Source organism: Aeromicrobium terrae (assembly GCF_008039565.1).
GTDB lineage: Bacteria > Actinomycetota > Actinomycetes > Propionibacteriales > Nocardioidaceae > Aeromicrobium > Aeromicrobium terrae.
In genome coordinates this window covers 124,938-146,158 of record NZ_VDUX01000006.1, presented here as the reverse complement: position 1 = coordinate 146,158, position 21,221 = coordinate 124,938, and the positions used below count along the sequence as shown (strand labels likewise).

The following is a 21,221-nucleotide window of genomic DNA, read 5'->3' as shown; positions in this document are numbered from 1 at the left end:
CGCCCAGCCTATGGGCTGGACCCGATCCGTCCTCCGCGCGACGCGGAAGTGCCTGCTCCTACCCGGGCCAAGAGGGGGCACCCTAGTGTTGCTGGGTGTTGACATCACACCCTGGCGGCGCGCCAGCGGTGCGAGTCCGAGCAGATGGAGCGGAGGTGGGCGCATGTCGGCGACGAGGCTCCTGGTACTCGGTGTCGTGCACCTCTCTGGCGGCGCGCACGGCTACCAGGTGCGGTCCGAGCTGCAGGGCTGGCGTGCGGAGATCTGGGCCAAGATCAAGCCCGGCTCGATCTATCACGCGCTGAAGAAGGCGGCCGCTGATGGCCTCCTCACCGAGCACGCCGAGCCGGGCAGCTCCGGCCCGGAACGCGTTCTGTACCGCGTGACAGCTCGGGGACGTGACGAGATGGTCGAGCTGGTCCGCGACGGGCTGCGGCGCACCCATGACCCCACCATGCTGAACGCGTCGATCGCCATGCTGCCCATGCTGACGAGGGCAGATGCCATCGCGCACGTCGACGAGCGGGTCGCGCGCCTGGAAGCGGAGCTCGTGGAGCAGACCACGTGGCGGGAGCACCCGAATCCCGACGTTCCCGAACACGTCCGCGATCAGGCCGAGCTGTGGGCGGGACATGCACGCACCGAGCTGGAGTGGGCGAAGAGCCTGAGCCAACGACTGGCTGAGGGCGCCTACACCATGGCCGATGATCCGGGGTCGTGGCGAACCGTCCACTAATCAACCTTGACTAGATGTTTCTCCTCGCCTACCGTGGACCAAGTAATCAAACTTGACTAGTCAGTCAAGCCCGGACATGGCAGGGAGAGCCGCATGAGCACCATCCTCAAGAACAGCTCGCAGACCGTCGCGCGCACGCCCAGGCGGGCGAGCAGCATCGGGGTCTGGATCCTGCACGTCGTGCTGGCGGCGATCATCGCCGGTGGCGGCATCTCGAAGCTCGCCGGCGACCCGGCGATGGTCGACATGTTCGCCGACATCGGGGCCGGCCAGTGGCTCCGGTACCTGGTCGGAGCGCTGGAGGTCGCGGGAGGGATCGGACTGCTGATCCCGGCTCTGGCGGGCCTGGCCGGTCTCGGGTTGGCGGCATTGCTGACCGGTGCTGTCATCACTGATCTGTTCGTGATCGAGCAGAGCCCTTGGCTGCCGCTCGCCCTTCTCGTCGTGGCGGCCGTGATCGCAAGGGCGCGGTGGTCGCGCACCGAGGCCGTCGTCGGCACACTGCTCAGGCGCTGAGACCAACCTCTCGAACGGAGATGTGAGATGAACGAGATGGCCTTCCGCGTGACATCACACGACGGCACCACCATCGCCTACGACCGGAAGGGAAGCGGCCCGGCTGTCGTCCTGGTGGGCGGCGCACAGGACGACGGAGCCGAGAACGCTTCCTTGGTCCCTGCTCTCGCCGAGCACTTCACGGTCTACAACTATGCCCGTCGGGGACGCGGCGCGAGCGGCTTCACCGAGCCCTACGCCGTGGAGCGGGAGATCGAGGACCTCGATGCGTTGGTCGCGGAGGCCGGCGGTTCGGCGCACCTGTTCGGGGCGTCCTCTGGGGGCGCTCTGGCGCTGGAGGCCGCCGCGGCCGGGTCAGCCATCGACCGGATCGCGGTGTGGGAGGTGCCGTACGCGGTCGGGGACGACCTACGTCCGCGATTCGAGGAGTACGTCGCGGACACGCGACGCGCCTTCGACGCCGGACGAGACGAGGAGGTTCTCGAGCTGTTCATGCGGATGACCGGCGCCTCCGACGACAACATCGCGGCCAGGAAAGCGGCAGGCAAGCAGACGGCGCATTGGGCGGAGTCGGTCGCCCTCGCGCCCACGCTGGTCCATGACAGCCTCTTCCTCAACCGCTACCAGCTGCCGGCCGATCGACTGGCAACGGTGACCCAACCGGTCCTGATCACCACCGGAGGACCGATCACGGTCCCCTACATGGCAGGCCTGCCCTCGGACTTCTTCGACCGCGCAGCCGACGAGCTTGCCGACCTCCTGCCCCACGCCCGACGGGAGACCCTCGAGGGGCCGGATCACGTCGTCGACCCACAGATCCTCGGCCCGCTGTTGCTGCAGTTCTTCAGCGAGCACTGAGGGGCCCGCGGGTGTCGCGGGAAGACCACGCGTCGTGTTCTACTGCGGCGGCGGGAGCGAGGGCTCGGGCTCGACGGCGCGGGCGGTCTGGGCCATGACGATGCCGCCGAGGACGGCCGCCATGCCGAGGAGCTGCACCGGCGTGAGGCTCTCGCGGAACCAGGCCCAGCCGACGGTGGCGGCGACGACCGGCTCGAGCATCGCGACGATGCTCACGACGGTCGCGCTCAACGTCCGCAGGGCGACGAGCAGCAGGAAGAACGGCGTCACCGTGCCGAGCAGGACGACGTAGATCATCGCCACCCACGCGGGCAGCGACGTCTCGGACAGCCGGCCCAGCATCGAGACGTCGTGGCCGAGGGCGTCGGCGGTCCAGGCCGGCTGGACGAGGTTCATCGCGACCGCCGCGACGGCGAACGACCAGAGGATCGTGCGCAGCGGGCCACCGCTCTCGACGGTGTGGCTGTGCTCGCCCATCAGGAAGTAGGCGGCGAAGCAGACAGCGGCGCCGAGGGCCATGGCGACGCCGAGGCCGTCGAGCGTCAGGCCGTCCCAGACCTGGCTCACCACCGCCAGGCCGCCGACCGCCAGTCCGAGCGCGGGCCACATGCGCGGGTGCACGGCCTCGCGCCGCACCACTCGCACCCACAGCACCACGAGCACCGGCCCGAGGTACTCCAGCAGCAGCGCGATGCTCAGCGGCAGCCGGTTGATCGCGACGTTGTACGTCCACTGCACGCCGGCGAACCCGACCAGCCCGAGACCGACGATCAGCAGCAGCTCGCGGCCCCGCGGCACGCGCAGCGCGGCCCGATCGAACAGCAGCGCGATCAGCACGAACGCCGCGAAGGCCGCCGTGATGCGGACCGTCGTGAACGTGTCCGTGGGCGTTCCGGTGCGCAGCGGGATGCGCGACACCCCGGCGTTCAGCCCGAACAGCGTCGCCGCGAGCACCACGAGCGCGTAGGCCAGCCGGTGCTCACGGGTCACGGGCTGATTGTGCACCGTGACGGGGATAGCCTCGCTGCATGCCCATCCCACCGGCCCGGAAGGTTCTCGACGGCATCCCGCCCTACAAGCCCGGGAGGCCCGCCGACAGCGACGACCTCAAGCTGTCGAGCAACGAGAACCCGTACCCGCCGCTCCCCGGCGTCATGAAGCGCGCCACCGAGGCGCTCGAGCGGATCAACCGCTACCCCGACGCCGGCATGACCGACCTGTACGACGCCCTCGGCAAGAAGTTCGACCTCCCGACGGAGCGGTTCGCCGCCGGCACCGGATCGGTCGCCGTGCTGTTCTCGCTGCTGTCGGCGTACTGCGAGGCCGGCGACGAGATCGTCTACGCCTGGCGCTCGTTCGAGGCGTACCCGATCGCCGCCGACATGACCGGCGCCACCTCGGTCCGTGTCCCGCTGCGGCCCGACGCCACGCACGACCTCATCGCGATGGCCGAGGCGGTCACCGAGCGCACCAAGGTCGTCCTCGTCTGCACCCCGAACAACCCCACCGGCCCGGCCGTCACGCAGGAGGTGCTCGAGTCGTTCCTCGACGTCGTGCCCGACCACGTGCTCGTGGTGGTCGACGAGGCGTACGTCGAGTTCGTCCGCAGCGAGGACGCCGCCAGCGGCCTGTCCTGCTTGCTCGACGGTCACGACAACGTCGTCGTCCTCCGCACGTTCTCCAAGGCCTACGGCCTGGCCGGCCTGCGCGTCGGCTACGCGATCGCCGACCCCGACGTCGCGGCGTCGATCCGCAAGGCGACGCCGCCGTTCACCGTCACCGACCTCGCCCAGGCGGCCGCCGTGGCGTCGCTGGAGTCGGAGGACGAGCTGATGGAGCGGGTCGAGTCGATCGTCGGCGAGCGCACCCGCGTGCGGCGCGCGCTCATCTCCCAGGGGTGGGAGGTCCCCGACTCCCAGGCCAACTTCGTCTGGCTGCCGCTGGGCGACGACGCGACCGCGTTCGCCGAGGCCTGCGCCCCTCTCTCGGTGCGTCCGTTCGCCGGCGACGGGGTGCGCGTCAGCATCGGCGATCCGGCGGCGAACGATCGCTTCCTGAAGGCCTCCGCGGCCTTCCGCGCCTGATACCCTTGCGCCAGATGTGACAGCGGTCACGTCCACCCGATTTCGAGTCCACCACCCATGCGGCCCGGCGTCGGGCCAGACTCGACACCGGTGCGGCAACCCCGTCAACCGGCCGAGATGAGGGGATCTCATGACCATTCCGGTGAGCGCATCCGTAGAGTCGGCGCCGGGCGCCGACCTCCCGCTCGTCCAGCTGCTCAGCCCTGAGGGCGAGCGCCTGCAGCACCCGGAGTTCCACTTCGACGGCGACGACGCCGCGATCCGCAGCCTCTACCGCGACCTCGTCATGTCGCGTCGCATCGACAACGAGGCCTTCGCGCTCCAGCGCCACGGTGAGCTCGGCCTCTGGCCGCAGGCCCTCGGCCAGGAGGCCGCCCAGGTCGGCTCCGCCCGCGCGCTCCGCAAGCAGGACTACGCGTTCCCCACGTACCGCGAGCACGGCGTGGCGTACTGCCTCGGCGTCGACCCCGCCCTCGCACTGTTCCGCGGCGTCTCCCTCGGCGGGTGGGTCCCGGCGGAGCACGGCTTCGCGCTCATCAGCATCATCATCGGCGCGCACACCCTGCACGCCACCGGCTACGCGCTCGGATTGTCGCTCGACGGCGTCGTCGGCACGGGCGACCCCGACCGCGACGCCGCCGTCATCGCCTACTTCGGCGACGGCGCGAGCAGCCAAGGCGACGTCAACGAGGCGTTCGACTTCGCGGCCGTCAACCACGCGCCCGTCGTCTTCTTCTGCCAGAACAACCAGTACGCGATCAGCGTGCCGGTGTCCCGCCAGATGACCGTCCCGGTCGCGCAGCGCGCGGCCGGCTTCGGCTTCCGGGGCGTCCGCGTCGACGGCAACGACGTCCTCGCCTGCCAGGCGGTCACCGCGGCGGCGCTCCAGCAGGCTCGCGACGGCGGCGGCCCGATGCTCATCGAGGCGGTCACCTACCGCATGGGTGCGCACACCACGTCCGACGACGCCTCCCGCTACCGCGACGCCGACGAGGTCGAGGAGTGGAAGGCCAAGGACCCGATAGCAAGAGTTGAAGCGTACTTGCGGTCGAACGGCACCATTGATCAGTTTTTCACCGACATCGCGGCCGAGGCCGAGCAGCTGGGCGAGGACATCCGCGCCGCCTGCCACGCCCTGCCCGAGCCCGACCTGGCGGCGCTGTTCGACCAGGTCTACACCGAGCAGACCGACGAGCTGAAGGAGCAGCAGGCGGCCTACGTCGCCTGGCGCAGCCAGTACGAGGGGGTCGAGTCATGAGCGACAAGCTGCCGATCGCGAAGGCCATCAACGCCGGGCTGCGCGCCGCGCTGGAGTCCGACGAGAAGGTGCTCGTCATGGGCGAGGACGTCGGCCCGCTGGGCGGCGTCTTCCGCGTCACCGACGGGCTCCAGAAGGACTTCGGCGAGAGCCGCGTCATGGACACCCCGCTGGCCGAGTCCGGCATCGTCGGCACCGCCATCGGTCTGGCGTTCCGCGGCTACCGGCCGATCGTCGAGATCCAGTTCGACGGCTTCGTCTACCCCGCGTACGACCAGATCGTCAGCCAGGTCGCCAAGCTGCACTTCCGCAGCAGCGGCGCCGTGCGCATGCCCATCGTCATCCGCATCCCCTACGGCGGCGGCATCGGCGCGGTCGAGCACCACTCCGAGAGCCCCGAGGCGCAGTTCGTCATGACCGCCGGCCTCAAGGTCCTCGCCCCGGCCACCGCCAACGACGCCTACTGGATGATCCAGCAGGCCGTGCAGACCGACGACCCGGTCGTCTTCATGGAGCCCAAGCGGCGCTACTGGGAGGCCGGCGAGGTCGACCTCGACTCGGAGCCGATGTCGCCCTGGCAGTCGCTGATCCGCCGCGACGGTTCCGACGCCACGCTCATCACGTACGGCCCGATGGTCACCACCTGCCTCGAGGCGGCGGAGGCCGCCAACGAGGACGGCGTCGACCTCGAGGTCATCGACCTTCGCACGCTGTCGCCGCTCGACCTGGCCCCGGTGCACGAGTCCGTGCGCCGCACCGGTCACGCGATCGTCGTGCACGAGGCGTCGCGCACGCTCGGCCTCGGCGCCGAGGTCGCCGCCCGCGTCACGGAGGAGTGCTTCTACTCCCTCGAGTCGCCGGTGCAGCGCGTCACCGGTTACGACACTCCCTACCCGCCCAGCCGTGTCGAGGACGACTTCCTGCCGGGGATCGACCGCATCCTCGACGCCGTCGACCACGCCCGCGCGTACTAGGAGCTGTTGCATGAGCGAGTTCAGGCTGCCCGACGTCGGTGAGGGACTCACCGAGGCCGAGATCGTCACCTGGCGTGTCGCCGTGGGCGACACCGTCAAGGTCAACGACGTCATCGTCGACATCGAGACCGCCAAGTCCATCGTGGAGCTGCCCAGCCCGTACGCCGGCGTCGTGACGGCGCTGCTCGTCGAGGAGGGCAACACGGTGCCGGTGGGCACGCCGATCATCGCCATCGGCGACCGCGAGGCCGCCGACGCGTTCTCCAGCACGGCCACCGCCGGCTCGATCGTCGAGGGCGAGACCGCCCCCGCGCCGACCGAGAAGGAGCCCGAGCGCCAGGCGGTGCTCGTCGGCTACGGTCCGCGGTCCGGTGCACCCGCACGCCGGCGCAAGGCCAACGTCGCGCCGCGCGACGTCGAGCAGACCTACCCCGCGCCCGCCCGCGCGCTGGCCAAGCCGCCCGTGCGGAAGCTGGCCAAGGACCTCGGCATCGACCTCGCCGAGGTGCCGTGCGACGGACCCGTCGTCACCCGCGCCGACGTCGAGGCCTACGCCGCGAACCGTGACGGCGGCAGCGAGGGGACGTTGAGCTTGTCGAAGCGTCCTTTCGCGCCCCCACCGCAGAGCGGCGGGAGGTACCCCCAGCTCAAGGACCACGATGGCGACGTCCGCATACCGATCAAGGGCGTGCGCAAGTGGACCGCCGACGCGATGGTGGCGTCCGCGTTCACCGCGCCGCACGTCACCGAGTGGATCACCGTCGACGTGAGCCGCACGATGGAGCTCGTCACCCGGCTGAAGGCCGACCGCGCGTTCTCCGACGTCAAGGTGTCGCCGACGCTGGTCGTCGCCAAGGCGGTCTGCCTCGCGATGCGCCGCACCCCGGAGCTGAACTCGCAGTGGGACGGCGACGCGCAGGAGATCGTGCTCAAGGGCTCGGTCAACCTCGGCATCGCCGCGGCCACCGACCGCGGCCTCGTCGTGCCCAACATCCCGGGCGCGCAGGACAAGTCGCTGCACGAGCTCGCCGAGGCACTCGACGAGCTCACCGCCACGGCTCGCGCGGGCAAGACGCAGCCGGCCCAGATGAGCGGCGGCACATTCACCATCACGAACATCGGCGTCTTCGGCGTCGACGCCGGCACGCCGATCATCAACCCGGGTGAGTCTGGGATCCTCAGCGTCGGGGCCATCGAGAAGCGGCCGTGGGTCGGCGACGACGACGAGATCGTCGCGCGCTGGGTCACCACGCTCGCGCTGAGCTTCGACCACCGGGTCGTCGACGGCGAGCAGGGCTCCCGCTTCCTGGCCGACGTCGCTGCGATCCTGCGCGACCCGGCCACCGCTCTCACGTACTGAGCAGCCCCGCGTAGCCGTCGAGCAGCCCGTCCAGGGCCAGCTCGAACATGGCGTCCGGCCGGTCCGCGGCGGCCGCGAACGCCGCGGCCGCCTGCGGGTGGGACTGGGTGATCGGGTCGTCCTCGCCGAGGCTGCCCGGGTCGACCGCGCTGCCGGTGGCGAGCACGGTGGTCCCGCGGACGAGCGACCAGGCCTGCTCGAGCGAGAAGCCGCTGCGCTGGAGGAGGTCGAGCACCGACTCGACGACGTCGAGCATCGAGGGCGTGACGGCGGGCCGGCTCATCACCAGCGGCAGCACGCCCGGGCGCTTCCGCAGCGCCTCCCGCAGCTCGGTGCCGTACGCGCGCAGCACAGGACGCCAGTCCGTGGTCGTGTCGATGGCCGGGACGGCGTCGCCCACCACGACCTCGACGATGCCGTCGAGCAGGGCCTCGCGGTTCGCGACGTAGTGGTACAGCGTCATCGCCTCGACGCCCAGGTCCGCGCCGAGGCGTCGCATCGTCAGGCGGTCCAGACCCTCTCGGTCGACGAGCGCGACGGCTGCGCGCAGCACCCGGTCGCGGCTCAGTCCGGCCCGCTGCACGGCCACGGGGTCTCCTTCGTTTGGCTTTCTTACAGTGTAAGGGTACCGTCTCTTACGTTGTAAGAGAATCGACACGCAAGGAGATCATCATGAATCGAACCCGAGGGTGGTTGCTGGCCGGCGCGCTCACCACCATCGCCCTGACCGTCGCGCCGCTGATCGACATGCAGAACGGCGACTCGATCGCCGCCCACGTCCGCGACGCCTACCCGGGCTGGAGCGCGTCGGACGTCGACGCCGACCGCACCGCCATCGGCGCCTACCTGGTCACCGTCGGCGCCCTCGGCGTCATCGGGTACCTGGTGTCGCTGTGGATCGCCCGCCGGCCCACCATGACGGCTCGCTGGACGACGGCCTCGCTGCTGGGGCTCGGCGTCGTCGTGGCCCTGACGAACCTCTCGATGGGCGGAGAGGCCTACGACCGGATCGTCCCGACGCCCTACGCCGTCGCCTGGCTGGTCCCGGTGCTGATCGGCGCGATGGCGGTGGTCTCGGTCTGGCGCGGCGACACCGCTAGGCGCTGAGACGTTCGCCGGCCTCCACCCGCACGCCCACGGTGTTGCCGGGTGGGGCCAGCGGGCAGCGCCAGCGGTCGTCGTACCGGCACGACGGGTGGTAGGTGAAGTTGAGGTCGAGCACGAGCTCGTCGCCGTCGGTGCCGAGCCACGCGCCCTTCGCGGTGTCCAGCAGGTACCGCCCGGCGCCGTAGCTCTCCTGGCCGGACGTGCCGTCCTTGATCGGCACGAACAGCCCGCCGGCGTACTGGTGCAGCCGCCAGACGTCGAGCGACCCGACGCCCGGGACGTCGAGTGCCCCGATGCGCACCATCGTCACGTTGCCGTCGTCGCCGCCGTCGACAGTACGTTCTGCCGCCCACGGCCCGGCACCCCCGCCGGGGCGGTCGTCGGGATCGGCCGGTCCGATCGGCGCCGAGAGGCGCCATGCCGGGTCGTACGGCCAGTAGGGCAGGCCGGTCTCCCGGAGCGGGTCGCGGGCCGGCAAGGGGGACTGCGGATGCGTGCGGAACAGGTCGTCGCGACCGGCGCGCCACGTCGCGTGGCCGCGCTCCGGGTCGTCGTCCGCGCACACCTCTGCGTAGAGGGCGCTCATCCTGGTCCGCCAGTCGACGAGCGTCACGGGGGAAGGCTGCACGTTCCTAGACTGGGCTGGTGACGACGCCGGAGCAAGCGAGAGGCGCTGTCACGATCTGGCTGGTGGCGCTCGCGGTCTACATGCTCGCGGTGTTCCACCGCTCGTCGCTGGCAGTGGCCGGACTGGCCGCCACCGAGCGGTTCGACATCACGGCCGCCCAGCTGTCGACGTTCGCGGTGCTGCAGCTGCTCGTCTACGCCGGGCTCCAGGTGCCGGTCGGCCTGATCCTCGACCGGTTCGGGTCGCGCCGGGTGATGCTCGTCGGGGTCCTGGTCCTGATCGCCGCGCAGACCGGGTTCGCCCTGGCCGACTCCTACGGCCTGGCCCTCGTGGCCCGCGCGTTCGTCGGCATGGGCGACGCCATGACGTTCGTCTGCGTCCTGCGCCTGGTGAACACCTGGTTCATCTCCCGCCGCATCCCGCTCGTCACGCAGCTGACCGGCGTGCTCGGGCAGCTCGGCGCGATCGCCGCGGCGGCGCCGATGACATGGTCGCTGCGCGAGCTCGGCTGGACCCGTTCGTACCTGATCGCCGCCTCGATCGGCGTCGTGCTGGCCGTCGCCCTCGTCGTGATCATCCGTGACAGCCCCGAGCAGCGCATCGTCTCCGGAGCGCCGCTGTCGCTCGCGACCGTGCGGCGCAGCCTGGCGGACTCGTGGGAGCACCCGGGCACGCGACTCGGCTTCTGGACGCACTTCTCCACGCAGTTCAGCGCAACGACGCTCGCGCTGCTGTGGGGCTACCCGTTCTTCGTGCAGGGCGAGCACCGCTCCGACGCCGAGGCGGGCCTGCTGCTCACGCTGCTGGTCGTCGCCGTCATGGCGGCCGGGCCCGTGCTCGGCTGGCTGATCACCCATCACCCGTGGCACCGCTCGACGCTCGTGATCGGCATCGTGGCGTCGATCGCCGTGGTGTGGACCGTCGTGCTCGTCTGGCCGGGCACGGCACCTTCGTGGCTGCTGGTGCTGCTCGTCCTGGTCGCGGGGGTCGGCGGTCCCGCGTCGATGATCGGGTTCGACTTCGGCCGCAGCTTCAACCCGGCGTCACGTCTCGGCGCCGCCACGGGAATCATCAACCAGGGCGGCTTCCTCGCCAGCCTGGTGCTCGTGCTCGGCATCGGCGTCGTGCTCGACTGGCGCACGCCTGGCGCGAGCACCGACTACTCGCCCGGGGCGTTCCGCTGGGCGATGTCGTGCCAGTACGTGTTCTGGGCGCTGGGCCTGACCCAGCTCGTCCGCTACCGCGTCCGGGCCCGGGCGCGGCTCAAGGCCGACGACCCCGAGGCCTGGGCGCGGATGTCCGGCCTGGGCTGATGCCGACGGGACTCAGGCCGCGTCGGGCTCACGGACGAACATGATGTTCGTCTTGCCGGCGTGCTCGAGCTCGCCGACCGGCTCGAAGCCGCGCTGCTCGTGGAACGCGAGGGACGCGTCGTTGGTCTCGTAGACCTCGAGCGCGACGGGCTTCTCGCCCTCGATCTCGTCGTACAGGCGCGACGCGACGCCGAGGCGGCGGTGCGTGTCGGCCACGACGATGCGGTCGAGGTAGACGTAGTCGTCCAGGCGCTTCTCGAACCACTCGTAGCGGCTCGACTCGTAGGTGGCGCCGGGCGGCAGCGTGATGACGAAGCCGGCGATGTCGCCGTCGTCGTCCACGACCAGGGCCTGGTCGGCCTGCTTCACGAGGAGCGCGAGGCCCTCGCGGTCCAGCGGGCCGACGCCCTCGAGCGCCGTCTGGTTGATGTCGACCACGGTGTCGAGGTCGTCGAACGTGATGTCTCGGACAGTCATGTCTGGGCTCATTGCGTTCGACGTTACGTCAACCTGGCGCCTCGATCGAGCCGAGGGCCCGATGCCATGAGGCATCTCACACTGGTCTCGATACGCCGGGCGGCTTCGCCGCAGCACACTCGACCTGCCGTCGGCGTTCGGCCGCAAGCGGCCTCAGCCGACGTCAAACGTGATCCCCGTCGCCTTCTCCGACGCGGACCACAGCTGAGCAGCCAGATCGGGGTCTCGGGCGATGCGCGTCATGCCCGCCCGCTTCGGTCGGCCGCGGTACCCGCCGGGCCCGTTGGGGCCGAAGTACTCGCCGCCCTCGAGGCCCGGCTCGGTGGCCGCGCGCAGGGCCGGCCACGCGCCGGCGGCCGGCGACTGCCCGATGATCTTGGAGACCTGGAAGACTCCGGTGGCGAACAGCTTGTTGCCCATGGCGAGGCCGGTCTTCTGCAGGTTGGTCGCCGAGTAGCCGGGGTGCGCGGCGACGCTCAGGACGTCGACGCCGGCCGCCTTCACCCGGCGGTCCAGCTCCTTGGCGAAGAGCAGGTTCGCGAGCTTGGTCTCGCCGTAGACCCGCCACTTCCCGTAGCGACGCGACGAGCCCTCGGGCGTGAGCGTGTCGAGGTCGATGCCGCGGGCCCAGGCGTGCGCGAGCGAGCTGATGGTCACGACGCGCGCGGAGCTGGACGTCAGCAGCGGCCAGAGCGTCGCCGTCCAGGCGAAGTGGCCGAGGTGGTTGGTGCCCATCTGCAGCTCGAACCCGTCGGCGGTGGTGGCCTTCGGCGTCGCCATGATGCCGGCGTTGTTGATGAGGATGTCGACGCGGTCGTAGCGCTGACGGACCTCCTCGGCGGCGGCGACGGTGCCGGCGAGCTCGGACAGGTCGAGGTCGACGACGTCGACGACGGCTCCCGGCACCTTGTCCTCGATGTCGGCGACGGTGGCCTTCGCCTTCTCGGCGTTGCGGGCGGTCACGACCAGCTCGGCGCCCTTGCGCGCGAGCTCGAGCGCCGTGTGGTGCCCGAGCCCGAAGCCGGTCACGCCGGTGATGACGGCGCGCTTGCCGGTGAGGTCGGGGATGTCGTCAGTCGTCCAGGTCACGGAGAGAACGGTACCTAGCGAGTCAGCGCCATGCCTCCCAGGACCGCGCGGCCGAGCTCCTCGTCGCCCTCGATCTCGACGTCGACGGCCTCGGGCCCGCGGCGGCCGGCGCCGAGCACGGTGAACGCCTCGGACGTGAGGACCAGCCGGGTGGTGGGATCCGTCGCGACGTCCCCGCTGGCCCGGCCGTCGTCACCCATCACGGCGCCGACCTCGAGCGGCACCCCGCCGGTGAGCGTCCAGACCACCGACGTGCCGGCCAGGGGCTTGACCCGCTTGCCGAGCACGAACGGCATGCCCGCGGCGAACGAGTGCGTGGTGACCTGCGCCCCGCCGGAGTCGAGGCTGCCGGGCCGGTCGACCGCGCGGCGGACGTCCTGCTCGTGCACCCAGAAGTCGATGGAGCGGTTGCTCAGCAGCGTCTGCCACGACCACGGGGCGTCGCCCGGCGTCTTGCCGGGCGTGCCGTCCGGGTCGGGCAGCTCGGTCAGGGCGTCGGACCGGATGCCGACGGCGCGCTCGAGCTCGTCCGCGAGCTCGGCCGGGGTGCGGTCGCGGCGGGCGTCGACGCCCGCCTGTGTGTAGGAGCTCGGCGGGACCGCGTCACCGCGCGGCCAGTCGTCCGCCTCCAGTCCGGCGAGGACCGACTCCAGGTGCGCGAGGTGCGCCACGACGTCGTGCACGGACCATCCGGGGCAGTCCGTGGGACGCACCCAGTCGTCGTCGGACAGTGTCGGGAGCAGGTCGAGGACGTCGCGGGTGGTGCCGCGCCACGCCTCCACGAAGGGCTCAAGCGGATGCATCGTCGGCCTCCTGCAGTCGTCGCCGGCGGTTGATGAACGTCCAGATGCCGAGGCCGATGCCGGCGACCGTGCCCAGGATGGCGATGCCGTTGCCGACGTTGGCGCGCTGGGAGAACCCGTCGACCGCGGAGACCGCGTAGCTGGCGTTGTCGGTGCGCTTGTCGCGCGGCGTGCAGGCGACGGTCATCCCGTCCTTGCCGTCCAGCACGAACCCGATGAGGTACCACTCGGTGCCGTCGTCGGCGATCGTCAGGTCGATGGGGGCGGGCTCGATCGCCTGCGGCTTGGCGCCCTTCTTCGCGGGCGCCACCGTGTAGCTGCAGGTGACCCGGCGTTCTGGCTGCACGACGTCGGTGAAGATCGCGACGCTCCGGTCGGCGGCGTCCACCGGCGCGGTGGACGAGCTCACGCCCGCGTCGCGCACGATGTCCCACGCCCCGGCGGCGACGACCGCGCCGATCACCCAGGCGCCGAGCGCCAGGAACAGCGCGGCGAGGTACCAGAGGGGGCTGCGGGGACGCACCGGACCACTGTGGCACAGCGCTGTCGCAGGTCAGGACGCCTGGCAGCGACGAGCGGAAAAAGTTCTCGAGAAAGTGCAAGACCTGAGCGGCTGGGGGCTCCTACCCACACGAAGACCACAGCAGCACCCCACCACCACCACTCAGGAGACCATCATGAACCGCACGATCATCCGCCTCGCCGTCGTCGCCCCGCTCGCCGCCTCCGCCGTCGCGTTCGGCGCCTCGACCGCCCACGCCGAGCTCAACCCCAACGGCCCCGTCGTCATCGGCACCCCCGAGGAGGACCCGCTGGACGGGCCCGACGACATCGCCGTCCCGAAGCCGAAGCCGAAGCCGAACCCCCAGGGCCCGAAGGATCTTGCCGCCCCGGCGCCCAAGCCGGTCGTCGATCCTCACGCCCCGCAGGGCAACGGTGGCGGCAGCGCTCCGGCCGCCGACACCAAGAAGGCGTCGACCGGTTCCGACGCCGACCAGGCCGAGGCCGCGTCGCACCGGGTCGTCGACCTGAACGCGGAGAGCCGCCTCGGTGGCACCACGCTCCCGGCCGCGGACGAGACCGTCGCCGCGCAGGAGGACGAGGGCGGCCTGAGCATCGTCTGGTTCCTCGCCGGCGGCGCGGTCGTCACCGCCACCGGTGTCGCCGCCCGCAAGTACGCGAAGCGCGCCTGACCCGCACCAGACGCAGAAGGCCCCACCCGGAATCGGGTGGGGCCTTCTCGCGTGCGTGGATCAGAACGCGGCTTCGTCGAGCTCCATGATCGAGTCGTCGACGTTCTCCGCCATCGTGCGCTGGGCCGACAGACCCGGCAGCACGTTGCGCGCGAAGAACTGGGCCGCGGCGACCTTGCCCTCGTAGAAGGCCTTGTCGGCAGCGGAGACGTCACCGGACAGCTTCTCCAGCGCGACCTCGGCGCTGCGGAGCAGCAGCCACGCGACGACCAGGTCGCCGAGCACGTACACCAGGCGGGTGGTGTTCAGGCCCACCTTGTAGATGTTCGTGATCTCGCCGCTCTCCTCGGCCGGGTTGGCCGACATGAGGTCCTGGAACACGGCACCGAGGATCGCCTGCGTGTCCTCCAGGCCGGTGGCGAGCAGCTCGCGCTCGACCTTGAGGCGGCCGTTGCCGGCGTCGCTCTGGGCGAACTCCTGGATCTCGTTGGCGAGGTGACCGATGGCGCGGCCCTTGTCCTTCACGATCTTGCGGAAGAACAGGTCCTGGCCCTGGATCGCCGTGGTGCCCTCGTAGAGGGTGTCGATCTTGGCGTCGCGGACGTACTGCTCGAGCGGGTAGTCCTGCAGGAAGCCCGAACCGCCGAACGTCTGCAGGGACTCGGTGCCCAGCAGCACCCACGAGCGCTCCGAGCCGTAGCCCTTCACGATCGGGAGCAGGAGGTCGTTGACGGCCTCCTCGAGGTCGGCGTCCTCGCCGGCGGCGCCCTTGATCATGATCTCGTCCTGCCAGGTGGCGGCGTAGATCATCAGGGAGCGCAAGCCCTCGGCGAACGCCTTCTGCGTCATCAGCGAGCGACGGACGTCGGGGTGGTGCGTGATCGTGACGCGCGGGGCGGTCTTGTCGGACGCCTGCGTCAGGTCGGCACCCTGCACGCGCTCCTTGGCGTACTCGAGGGCGTTCAGGTAGCCGGTGGACAGCGTTGCGATGGCCTTGGCGCCGACCATCATGCGCGCGTTCTCGATGACGCGGAACATCTGGTTGATGCCGTCGTGCACCTCGCCGAGCAGCCAGCCGCGGGCGGGCTCACCGCCACCGGTGGAGGAGTCGCCGAAGGTGACCTCGCACGTGGTGGACACCTTGATGCCCATCTTCTTCTCGACGTTGGTCACGTAGGCGCCGTTGCGCTCGCCGGTGAGCTCGCCGGTCTCGTGGTCGAAGTGGAACTTCGGCACGAGGAAGAGGCTCAGGCCCTTGGTGCCCGGGCCGCCGACGCCCTCGACGCCCTGGGGACGCGCGAGGACGAGATGCATGATGTTCTCGGCCATGTCGTGCTCGGCCGAGGTGATGAAGCGCTTGACGCCCTCGATGTTCCAGGAGCCGTCCTCGTTCGGGAAGGCCTTGGTGCGGCCGGCGCCGACGTCGGAGCCCGCGTCGGGCTCGGTGAGGACCATGGTGGCGCCCCACTGGCGGTCGACCATGTGCTGCGCGATCTTCTGGTCGCGCTCGATGCCGTTCTCGAAGACGATGCGCGCGAAGGCCGGGCCGCAGGCGAACATCCAGATCGGGGCGTTGGCGCCGAGGACGAACTCGGCGGAGCTCCACACGATCGAGGCCGGGGTGACCTGGCCGCCGAGCTCGGCGGGGGTCTGCAGGCGCCACCACTCGGCGTCCATCCAGGCGCGGTACGACTCGGCGAACTTCTCGTTCATGGTGACCGAGTGGGTCTCGGGGTCGTAGACCGGCGGGTTGCGGTCGGAGTCGTCGAAGGACGCGGCGAGGTCCTCGCGGGAGATGCGCTCGATCTCGCTCAGCATGCTCTTGGCGGTGTCGAGGTCGATCTCCTCGAACGGGCCGGAGCCGAGGATCTCGTCGCGCTTGAAGAGCTCGAAGAGATTGAACTCGACGTCGCGCAGGTTGCTGCGGTAGTGGCTCATGCCTGCCTCATCTGTGGGACGGTGCGGAACCAGGCCAGTTTACTGGCCGGTAACTTCGAGTATCCGTCCGGTATGGGTGCGCAGGCAAGCGGAAAGAGCGATGACGGGGTGTGATCCCCGTCATCGCTCGCGTGAGGCCTCGCTCAGGCCCTAGGACACGACTCCCCCGTACGGTCCGGGCCCACGCGGCGCCACATCTCGCCTGGCTGCGTTCTCGTCGGTCGCCGCACAACCCCGGTGCGCCTTCCTCCTCGGCCTTGCCAGACGAGCGCGGCACCACGCGTTCCTCGAACCGTTCGGGAGAGCCGCGTCCTAGCGCGTCGGCACGCGTCCGGGGCCGTCGTGGACGACGGTCTGGACGGTGCGGGCCACGCCGAGGACGGTCAGGGCGCTGATGGCGGTGATGAGGACGAACATGGGGTGCCTCCTTCGGCGTGTGTCTGTACCTCCATGGTCCGCCGTTCAACTGTCAAGCACAAGCGAACGGAACTGCACGTAACGTGTAGCATTGCTATATGGATGTGCGGAGACTCGGGATTCTCAGGGAATTGTCCGAGCGCGGCAGCGTCGGGGCCGTCGCGGCTGCGATGAAGGTCACACCCTCGGCGGTCTCCCAACAGCTGAAAGTCCTCGAACGGGAGGCCGGATACACCCTCGTCGAGCCCGCCGGCCGTGGCGTCGCGCTGACCGAGGCGGGCCGGGCGCTGGCCCGGACGGCCACTGAGATCGCCGTCGCAGTGGCGAAGGCGGAGGGCGCGTGGCGCGAGTTCATGGCGCAGCCCGCGGGCCGGGTCACGCTGGCCACGTTCCCGACCGCCGGCGAGATGCTCCTCCCCGGTCTGCTGACCCGCATGGCCGAGCGGCCGGACGTCGAGCTCGTGCTGAGCGACAACGACGGCACGATCGACTTCGCCGACCAGACCGCCGACTTCGACGTCGTGCTGGCCGACGGACCGACGACGTCGGAGACGTGGCACGAGCGCAACCTCCAGGTCGTGCCGCTGATGAGCGAGCCGCTCGACGTCGCGCTGCCGGAGGACCACCCGCTCGCCGCGAAGGAGAGCCTCGCGGCCAAGGACGTCGTCGGGGAGACCTGGATCGGGGTGCCGCACGACTACCCGTTCGACCAGGTGCTGGAGCGTGTGGTCGCCGTGACGGGCGAGCCCGTGCGGGTCGCCCAGCGGATCGCCGACAACGGGATCGTCGAGGCTCTGGTGGCCGGCGGACACGGGATCGCGATCCTCCCGCGGTTCACCACGCGCGAGCACGGCAACGGTCTCGTCACCCGGCCCCTGGTCGGCATCCGCGCCAAGCGAGAGATCTCCGCGCTGCTGCGTCCCGACCGCTACGAGCGGCCGTCGGTGCGCGCCGTCATCGACGCGCTCCGCGACGAGGCCAAGGCCGTGGCCCAGGCCCACTCGGCCGCCTGATGGTCACTCGTCGCGGCGGAAGCGCTCCATGTGGGCGCGGAACTGCTCGCTGCGCAGCGTCTCGGCCTGCGCGGCGGCCTCGACCGCGAGCGTCGTGGCGAGGTCGGTCGTCCTCGCGACCTCGATCGTGTGCTTGATGGAGCGCATGAGCGTGGGGTCGCGCTCGGCGTAGAGGGCTGCGAGCTCCTGGGCGCGCGCGAGCGGGTCGTCGACCAGCTCCTGGGCGATCCCGAGCCAGTAGCCGGCCTCGGCGTCGATCACGTCGCCGGAGTAGAGCGCGGCGGCCGCCTCCGCGGCCCCGATACGGCGGGTGAGCAGCCAGGTGCACCCGCCGCCGGGGTGGAGACCGATCTGGGAGAACGTCGGGCCGAACCGGGCGTGCGGGCCGGCGACGATCACGTCGCAGGCAAGCGCGATGTTGAGCCCGGCGCCGATGGCCGCGCCCTGCACGGCGGCGATCGTCGGGATGGCGAGCTCGTGGAGGCCGAGGAACGACGAGTACACCCGCATCAGGTGGTCGCGGAGCTCGTCGACCGGCCGCTCGACGTCGCCGAACAGGTCGTGGAGGTCGGCGCCGGCGCAGAACGCCTTGCCCGCTCCGGCGACCACGAGGACCCGCGCCGCGTCGTCCGCGGCGACGGACGCGATCGCGGCCGCCAGCTCCTCGAGCAGCGGCCAGTCGAGCGCGTTCCGGCGGTCCGGGGCGTCGAGCGTGATCGTGCGGACGTCGCCCTCGGACTCGAGCCGGACGAGCGTCATCGTGCCTGGAGGGCGTCGAGGCCGACGGCGGTGGCCAGCACGAGGCGGCGGTCCAGGACGTGCTGGGTGTCGGCCGTGAGGTCCATGTCGTAGATGTCGCGCCACTTCCAGCGACGCCGGCGGTGGGTGCCGATGATCTGCTCGCCGACGCGGAACTCGAAGTCGTAGGCGATCGGCAGGATGTCGGCGAAGTCGCCGACGTACGGCACGAGCCCGATGAGGCGGCGGAACAGCGCGGTGACCAGCTTCTTCTCGCGGACCGTCGCGACCTCGGTGCCGGTCGCGTCGAACAGCGTGTACGTGGACCGGAGGAGGGACTTCCCGAACACCTTCTGGATCTCGCCGATCTTCGTGCCGTCCGGCTCGGTGATGTCGTAGCGGGCGCGCGGGTCGAAGCGCTGCCGGGCGAGGATCTTCAGCACCTCGGTGCTCTTGGAGGTGTCGGTGAAGAACCGGATGTCCTCCTTGAACTTGAACCGCTTCTGCTCGACGAAGCAGAACGGCGTGCCGTCGCCAGTGGCGTCGGGCACGGAGAACTCGTACTGGTTGATGACCAGCTTCACGTGCTGGCGCAGGACGAACCGGTCGTGCTGGTTGGGATCGAGCAGCATCCGCTCATGCAACCACAGGTCAGGACTCCGGAGCCTCGACCTTCCGCGGCATGAGGAAGACGGCCGCGACCATCACGACCGCCGCGACGGCCCCGCCGACGAACACCTCGTGGATGGACGGGGCCAGGACGTGGGCGGACAGCTTCTCCAGCTCCGGGTGCTCGCCGCCCAGCCGACGGGTCACGGCCGCGTTGGCGATGGCGCCGAAGACGGCGATGCCGACGGCGCTGCCGACCGACCGGGCGAACATGTTGGTGCCGGTGACCACGCCGCGCGTGCTCCACGTGGACGCGTGCTGGGCGGCGACGAGGGAGGGAGCCGACGTGAGGCCGAGGCCCGCACCGATCACGAAGCAGGCGACGGCGAGGTGGACCGCGGTGTCACCGGCGTCGACGAACAGCAGCGCGACGCTGCCGGCGAGGATCAGGGCCGAGCCGACGAACGCGGTGGTGCGGAAGCCGTGGCGCAGGTAGAGGCGGCCGGACAGCGATGCGGCGATGGGCCAGCCGACCGTCATCGCCGCGACGGTGAAGCCGCCGACGAGGGCCGTGGTGCCGAAGACGCCCTGGGCGTACAGCGGCACGTAGGACGACAGGCCGATGAGCAGGACGCCGACGATGAGCGAGACGAGGCTGGTGCTCGCGAAGATGCGCCGGCCGAAGACCCACAGCGGAAGGATCGGCTCGGCGGCGCGGCTCTCGACGAATCCGAAGAGGACGAGCAGGACGCCCGCGCCGGCGAGGACGCCGATGCTCGTGGGGGAGTCCCAGTCCCAGGCGATGCCGCCCTCGATGAGCCCGAGCACGAGCAGCGAGCCGCCGACGGCGAGCAGCGTCGCGCCGAGGACGTCGATGCGGTGCTTCCTGCGGGTGACGTCCTCCTTGAAGCCGCGCGCCAGCATCACCGACGCCGCGATGGCGATGGGGATGTTGGCGAAGAAGATCCAGCGCCAGGACAGGTAGTCGGAGAACACGCCGCCGAGCGTCGGGCCGACGACCGAGGAGATGCCCCACACGCTGGCGACGTAGCCCTGGACGGTGGCGCGCTCGGAGAGTGAGTAGAGGTCGCCGATGATCGTCTGGCCCATCGGCAGGACCGCGCCGGCGCCGAGGCCCTGGAGGGCGCGGAACACGATCAGCGCGGGCATGCTCCAGGCGAGGCCGCACAGGATGGAACCGAGCAGGAACAGCGCGATGCCGATCTGCATCATCGGCTTGCGGCCGACCTGGTCGGCGAACTTGCCGTACAGGGGGACCGAGACGGCCTGGGCGAGCAGGTAGATCGAGAAGAGCCACGGGAACTGCGTGAAGCCGCCGAGGTCCTCGACGACGGACGGGACCGCGGTGGCGAGGATCGTCGCGTCGATGGCCACCAGCGAGGTGGACAGCATCACCGCCAGCAGGATCGGCCCGCGCTCCGAGCGGAGGCCGACGGCTGAGCGGGCGACGCGTTCGGGAGGCACGGAGGATGACAACCGCAACGGAGTGCCGCTGATTCCCGTTCCCGGGCCGGAGCTCAGTTCGCCTTGGTCGTCAGCGCCTCGAGAGCTGAGCCGGAGAGCTCGTGCTTGGGCACGAAGCCGAGCACGTGGGCCTCGGTCAGGCGGGAGCCGTAGTCGGCGGCGTCGCGGCTGGAGGTGAGGATGACGTCGGGGGCGTCGTCCAGGTCGTGGAGCCGGCGGGCCACCTCGAAGCCGTCCATGTCGGGCAGCTGGACGTCGAGCAGGACCAGGTCGGGCCGGAGCTCCTCGACCGCGCGGATCGCCGACTCGCCGTCCTCGCTCTCTCCGCGCACGTCGAAGCCGTCGGCGCTGAGCACCGACCGCGCGAACCCGCGGAACGGGGCATGGTCGTCGACGATCAGCAGGGTGGGTGCGGATCCGGCCATGCTTCATTCTTGTGGGTCGTCGCAGGTCGGGGCCTCAGTGCAGACACTGCTGTTTCCTTGTACGAGTGTCGCAACTAGGCGGTCGTCTCAGCGCTGACACGCAGCCGCGATTCGGTGTCCGCACCGGTGCGCCCACGGCGTGCGGACTGCCATCGTTCAGGCATCAGCGACGCCTGGCCGTCGCCGAGCAGGTGAGGTGA

23 protein-coding genes are annotated in these 21,221 nt (G+C 70.7%); 11 read left to right on the top strand and 12 right to left on the bottom strand.

The genetic code is table 11. The annotated features are described in order from the left end of the window. The first annotated feature begins 10 nt into the window (after positions 1-10). From FHP06_RS13015 to FHP06_RS13005, 3 genes are all read left to right on the top strand, one after another. Positions 11-736: a PadR family transcriptional regulator gene (locus FHP06_RS13015; RefSeq protein WP_456236638.1), complete on the top strand. Its 726-nt coding sequence runs from the start codon at positions 11-13 to the stop codon at positions 734-736. Positions 737-829: 93 nt separating this feature from the next. Further along, complete coding sequence (locus FHP06_RS13010; protein ID WP_147687220.1) at positions 830-1,252, top strand: DoxX family protein; 423 nt, start codon at positions 830-832, stop codon at positions 1,250-1,252. A gap of 27 nt (positions 1,253-1,279) precedes the next feature. Continuing rightward, positions 1,280-2,110: an alpha/beta fold hydrolase gene (locus FHP06_RS13005; RefSeq protein ID WP_147687219.1), complete on the top strand. Its 831-nt coding sequence runs from the start codon at positions 1,280-1,282 to the stop codon at positions 2,108-2,110. A 39-nt stretch (positions 2,111-2,149) separates the two neighbouring features. On the opposite strand, the gene FHP06_RS13000 is transcribed toward FHP06_RS13005, so the two are convergent. Then, positions 2,150-3,100 (bottom strand): EamA family transporter, encoded by a 951-nt coding sequence (locus tag FHP06_RS13000; protein ID WP_187271925.1) that lies wholly within the window; start codon positions 3,098-3,100, stop codon positions 2,150-2,152. A 38-nt stretch (positions 3,101-3,138) separates the two neighbouring features. Between FHP06_RS13000 and hisC the strand changes: the two genes are divergently transcribed. The 4 genes from hisC (at position 3,139) to FHP06_RS12980 (ending at position 7,786) form a co-directional block, all read left to right on the top strand. Further along, entirely contained in the window at positions 3,139-4,194 is a 1,056-nt protein-coding gene (hisC, locus tag FHP06_RS12995) for a histidinol-phosphate transaminase (protein WP_147687217.1), read from the top strand. Between the two features lie 130 nt (positions 4,195-4,324). Beyond that, the gene (gene pdhA / locus FHP06_RS12990) at positions 4,325-5,452 is read left to right on the top strand and encodes a pyruvate dehydrogenase (acetyl-transferring) E1 component subunit alpha (RefSeq protein ID WP_147687216.1); all 1,128 of its coding nucleotides are present in this window, start codon (positions 4,325-4,327) and stop codon (positions 5,450-5,452) included. Then, positions 5,449-6,426 (top strand): alpha-ketoacid dehydrogenase subunit beta, encoded by a 978-nt coding sequence (locus tag FHP06_RS12985; protein WP_147687215.1) that lies wholly within the window; start codon positions 5,449-5,451, stop codon positions 6,424-6,426. The genes pdhA and FHP06_RS12985 overlap by 4 nt, the downstream gene beginning before the upstream one ends. A gap of 10 nt (positions 6,427-6,436) precedes the next feature. Continuing rightward, positions 6,437-7,786: a dihydrolipoamide acetyltransferase family protein gene (locus FHP06_RS12980; protein ID WP_147687214.1), complete on the top strand. Its 1,350-nt coding sequence runs from the start codon at positions 6,437-6,439 to the stop codon at positions 7,784-7,786. Here FHP06_RS12980 and FHP06_RS12975 read toward each other — a convergent pair. Continuing rightward, on the bottom strand, positions 7,776-8,375 hold the full coding sequence (locus tag FHP06_RS12975; RefSeq protein WP_187271924.1) for a TetR/AcrR family transcriptional regulator: 600 nt from the start codon (positions 8,373-8,375) through the stop codon (positions 7,776-7,778). The two genes, FHP06_RS12980 and FHP06_RS12975, sit on opposite strands and share 11 nt — an antisense overlap. 83 nt (positions 8,376-8,458) lie before the next feature. Here FHP06_RS12975 and FHP06_RS12970 point away from each other — a divergent pair, with 83 nt between their 5' ends. Beyond that, positions 8,459-8,893 carry a hypothetical protein gene (locus tag FHP06_RS12970; RefSeq protein WP_147687212.1) on the top strand — a complete coding sequence of 145 codons (435 nt, stop codon included), beginning with the start codon at positions 8,459-8,461 and terminating at the stop codon, positions 8,891-8,893. Here the strand turns inward: FHP06_RS12970 and FHP06_RS12965 are convergent. Beyond that, positions 8,883-9,506 carry a DUF1684 domain-containing protein gene (locus FHP06_RS12965; protein ID WP_222706478.1) on the bottom strand — a complete coding sequence of 208 codons (624 nt, stop codon included), beginning with the start codon at positions 9,504-9,506 and terminating at the stop codon, positions 8,883-8,885. The two genes, FHP06_RS12970 and FHP06_RS12965, sit on opposite strands and share 11 nt — an antisense overlap. 32 nt (positions 9,507-9,538) lie before the next feature. Between FHP06_RS12965 and FHP06_RS12960 the strand changes: the two genes are divergently transcribed. Next, positions 9,539-10,834, top strand: a complete 1,296-nt coding sequence (locus tag FHP06_RS12960; protein ID WP_230973511.1) for an MFS transporter — start codon at positions 9,539-9,541, stop codon at positions 10,832-10,834. A 12-nt stretch (positions 10,835-10,846) separates the two neighbouring features. Here the strand turns inward: FHP06_RS12960 and FHP06_RS12955 are convergent, their stop codons facing one another. The 4 genes from FHP06_RS12955 to FHP06_RS12940 form a co-directional block, all read right to left on the bottom strand. Then, on the bottom strand, positions 10,847-11,311 hold the full coding sequence (locus FHP06_RS12955) for a GNAT family N-acetyltransferase (protein ID WP_187271923.1): 465 nt from the start codon (positions 11,309-11,311) through the stop codon (positions 10,847-10,849). A gap of 153 nt (positions 11,312-11,464) precedes the next feature. Continuing rightward, a complete protein-coding gene (locus FHP06_RS12950; RefSeq protein ID WP_147687210.1) occupies positions 11,465-12,400 on the bottom strand; it encodes an oxidoreductase in 936 nt (311 codons plus the stop codon). A 14-nt stretch (positions 12,401-12,414) separates the two neighbouring features. Beyond that, complete coding sequence (locus FHP06_RS12945) at positions 12,415-13,203, bottom strand: maleylpyruvate isomerase family mycothiol-dependent enzyme (protein ID WP_147687209.1); 789 nt, start codon at positions 13,201-13,203, stop codon at positions 12,415-12,417. Then, the gene (locus FHP06_RS12940) at positions 13,190-13,726 is read right to left on the bottom strand and encodes a hypothetical protein (protein WP_147687208.1); all 537 of its coding nucleotides are present in this window, start codon (positions 13,724-13,726) and stop codon (positions 13,190-13,192) included. Before FHP06_RS12940 ends, FHP06_RS12945 begins: the two co-directional genes overlap by 14 nt. A gap of 154 nt (positions 13,727-13,880) precedes the next feature. Here FHP06_RS12940 and FHP06_RS12935 point away from each other — a divergent pair, with 154 nt between their 5' ends. Continuing rightward, on the top strand, positions 13,881-14,396 hold the full coding sequence (locus FHP06_RS12935) for a hypothetical protein (protein WP_147687207.1): 516 nt from the start codon (positions 13,881-13,883) through the stop codon (positions 14,394-14,396). Positions 14,397-14,456: 60 nt separating this feature from the next. Here FHP06_RS12935 and FHP06_RS12930 read toward each other — a convergent pair whose 3' ends face one another. Further along, complete coding sequence (locus FHP06_RS12930) at positions 14,457-16,334, bottom strand: acyl-CoA dehydrogenase (RefSeq protein WP_147687206.1); 1,878 nt, start codon at positions 16,332-16,334, stop codon at positions 14,457-14,459. A 515-nt stretch (positions 16,335-16,849) separates the two neighbouring features. Here FHP06_RS12930 and FHP06_RS12925 point away from each other — a divergent pair. Continuing rightward, on the top strand, positions 16,850-17,764 hold the full coding sequence (locus tag FHP06_RS12925; RefSeq protein WP_147687205.1) for a LysR family transcriptional regulator: 915 nt from the start codon (positions 16,850-16,852) through the stop codon (positions 17,762-17,764). Between the two features lie 3 nt (positions 17,765-17,767). Here FHP06_RS12925 and FHP06_RS12920 read toward each other — a convergent pair whose 3' ends face one another. Genes FHP06_RS12920 through FHP06_RS12905 form a run of 4 tightly spaced genes read right to left on the bottom strand, consistent with a single transcriptional unit; the run spans position 17,768 to position 21,021 of the window. Further along, the gene (locus FHP06_RS12920) at positions 17,768-18,523 is read right to left on the bottom strand and encodes an enoyl-CoA hydratase (RefSeq protein ID WP_147687204.1); all 756 of its coding nucleotides are present in this window, start codon (positions 18,521-18,523) and stop codon (positions 17,768-17,770) included. After that, complete coding sequence (locus tag FHP06_RS12915; protein WP_147687203.1) at positions 18,520-19,134, bottom strand: LURP-one-related/scramblase family protein; 615 nt, start codon at positions 19,132-19,134, stop codon at positions 18,520-18,522. Before FHP06_RS12915 ends, FHP06_RS12920 begins: the two co-directional genes overlap by 4 nt. Positions 19,135-19,153: 19 nt before the next feature. After that, entirely contained in the window at positions 19,154-20,596 is a 1,443-nt protein-coding gene (locus FHP06_RS12910; protein WP_230973510.1) for an MDR family MFS transporter, read from the bottom strand. A gap of 53 nt (positions 20,597-20,649) precedes the next feature. Then, the gene (locus FHP06_RS12905) at positions 20,650-21,021 is read right to left on the bottom strand and encodes a response regulator (RefSeq protein ID WP_147687202.1); all 372 of its coding nucleotides are present in this window, start codon (positions 21,019-21,021) and stop codon (positions 20,650-20,652) included. Between the last annotated feature and the right edge of the window lie 200 nt (positions 21,022-21,221).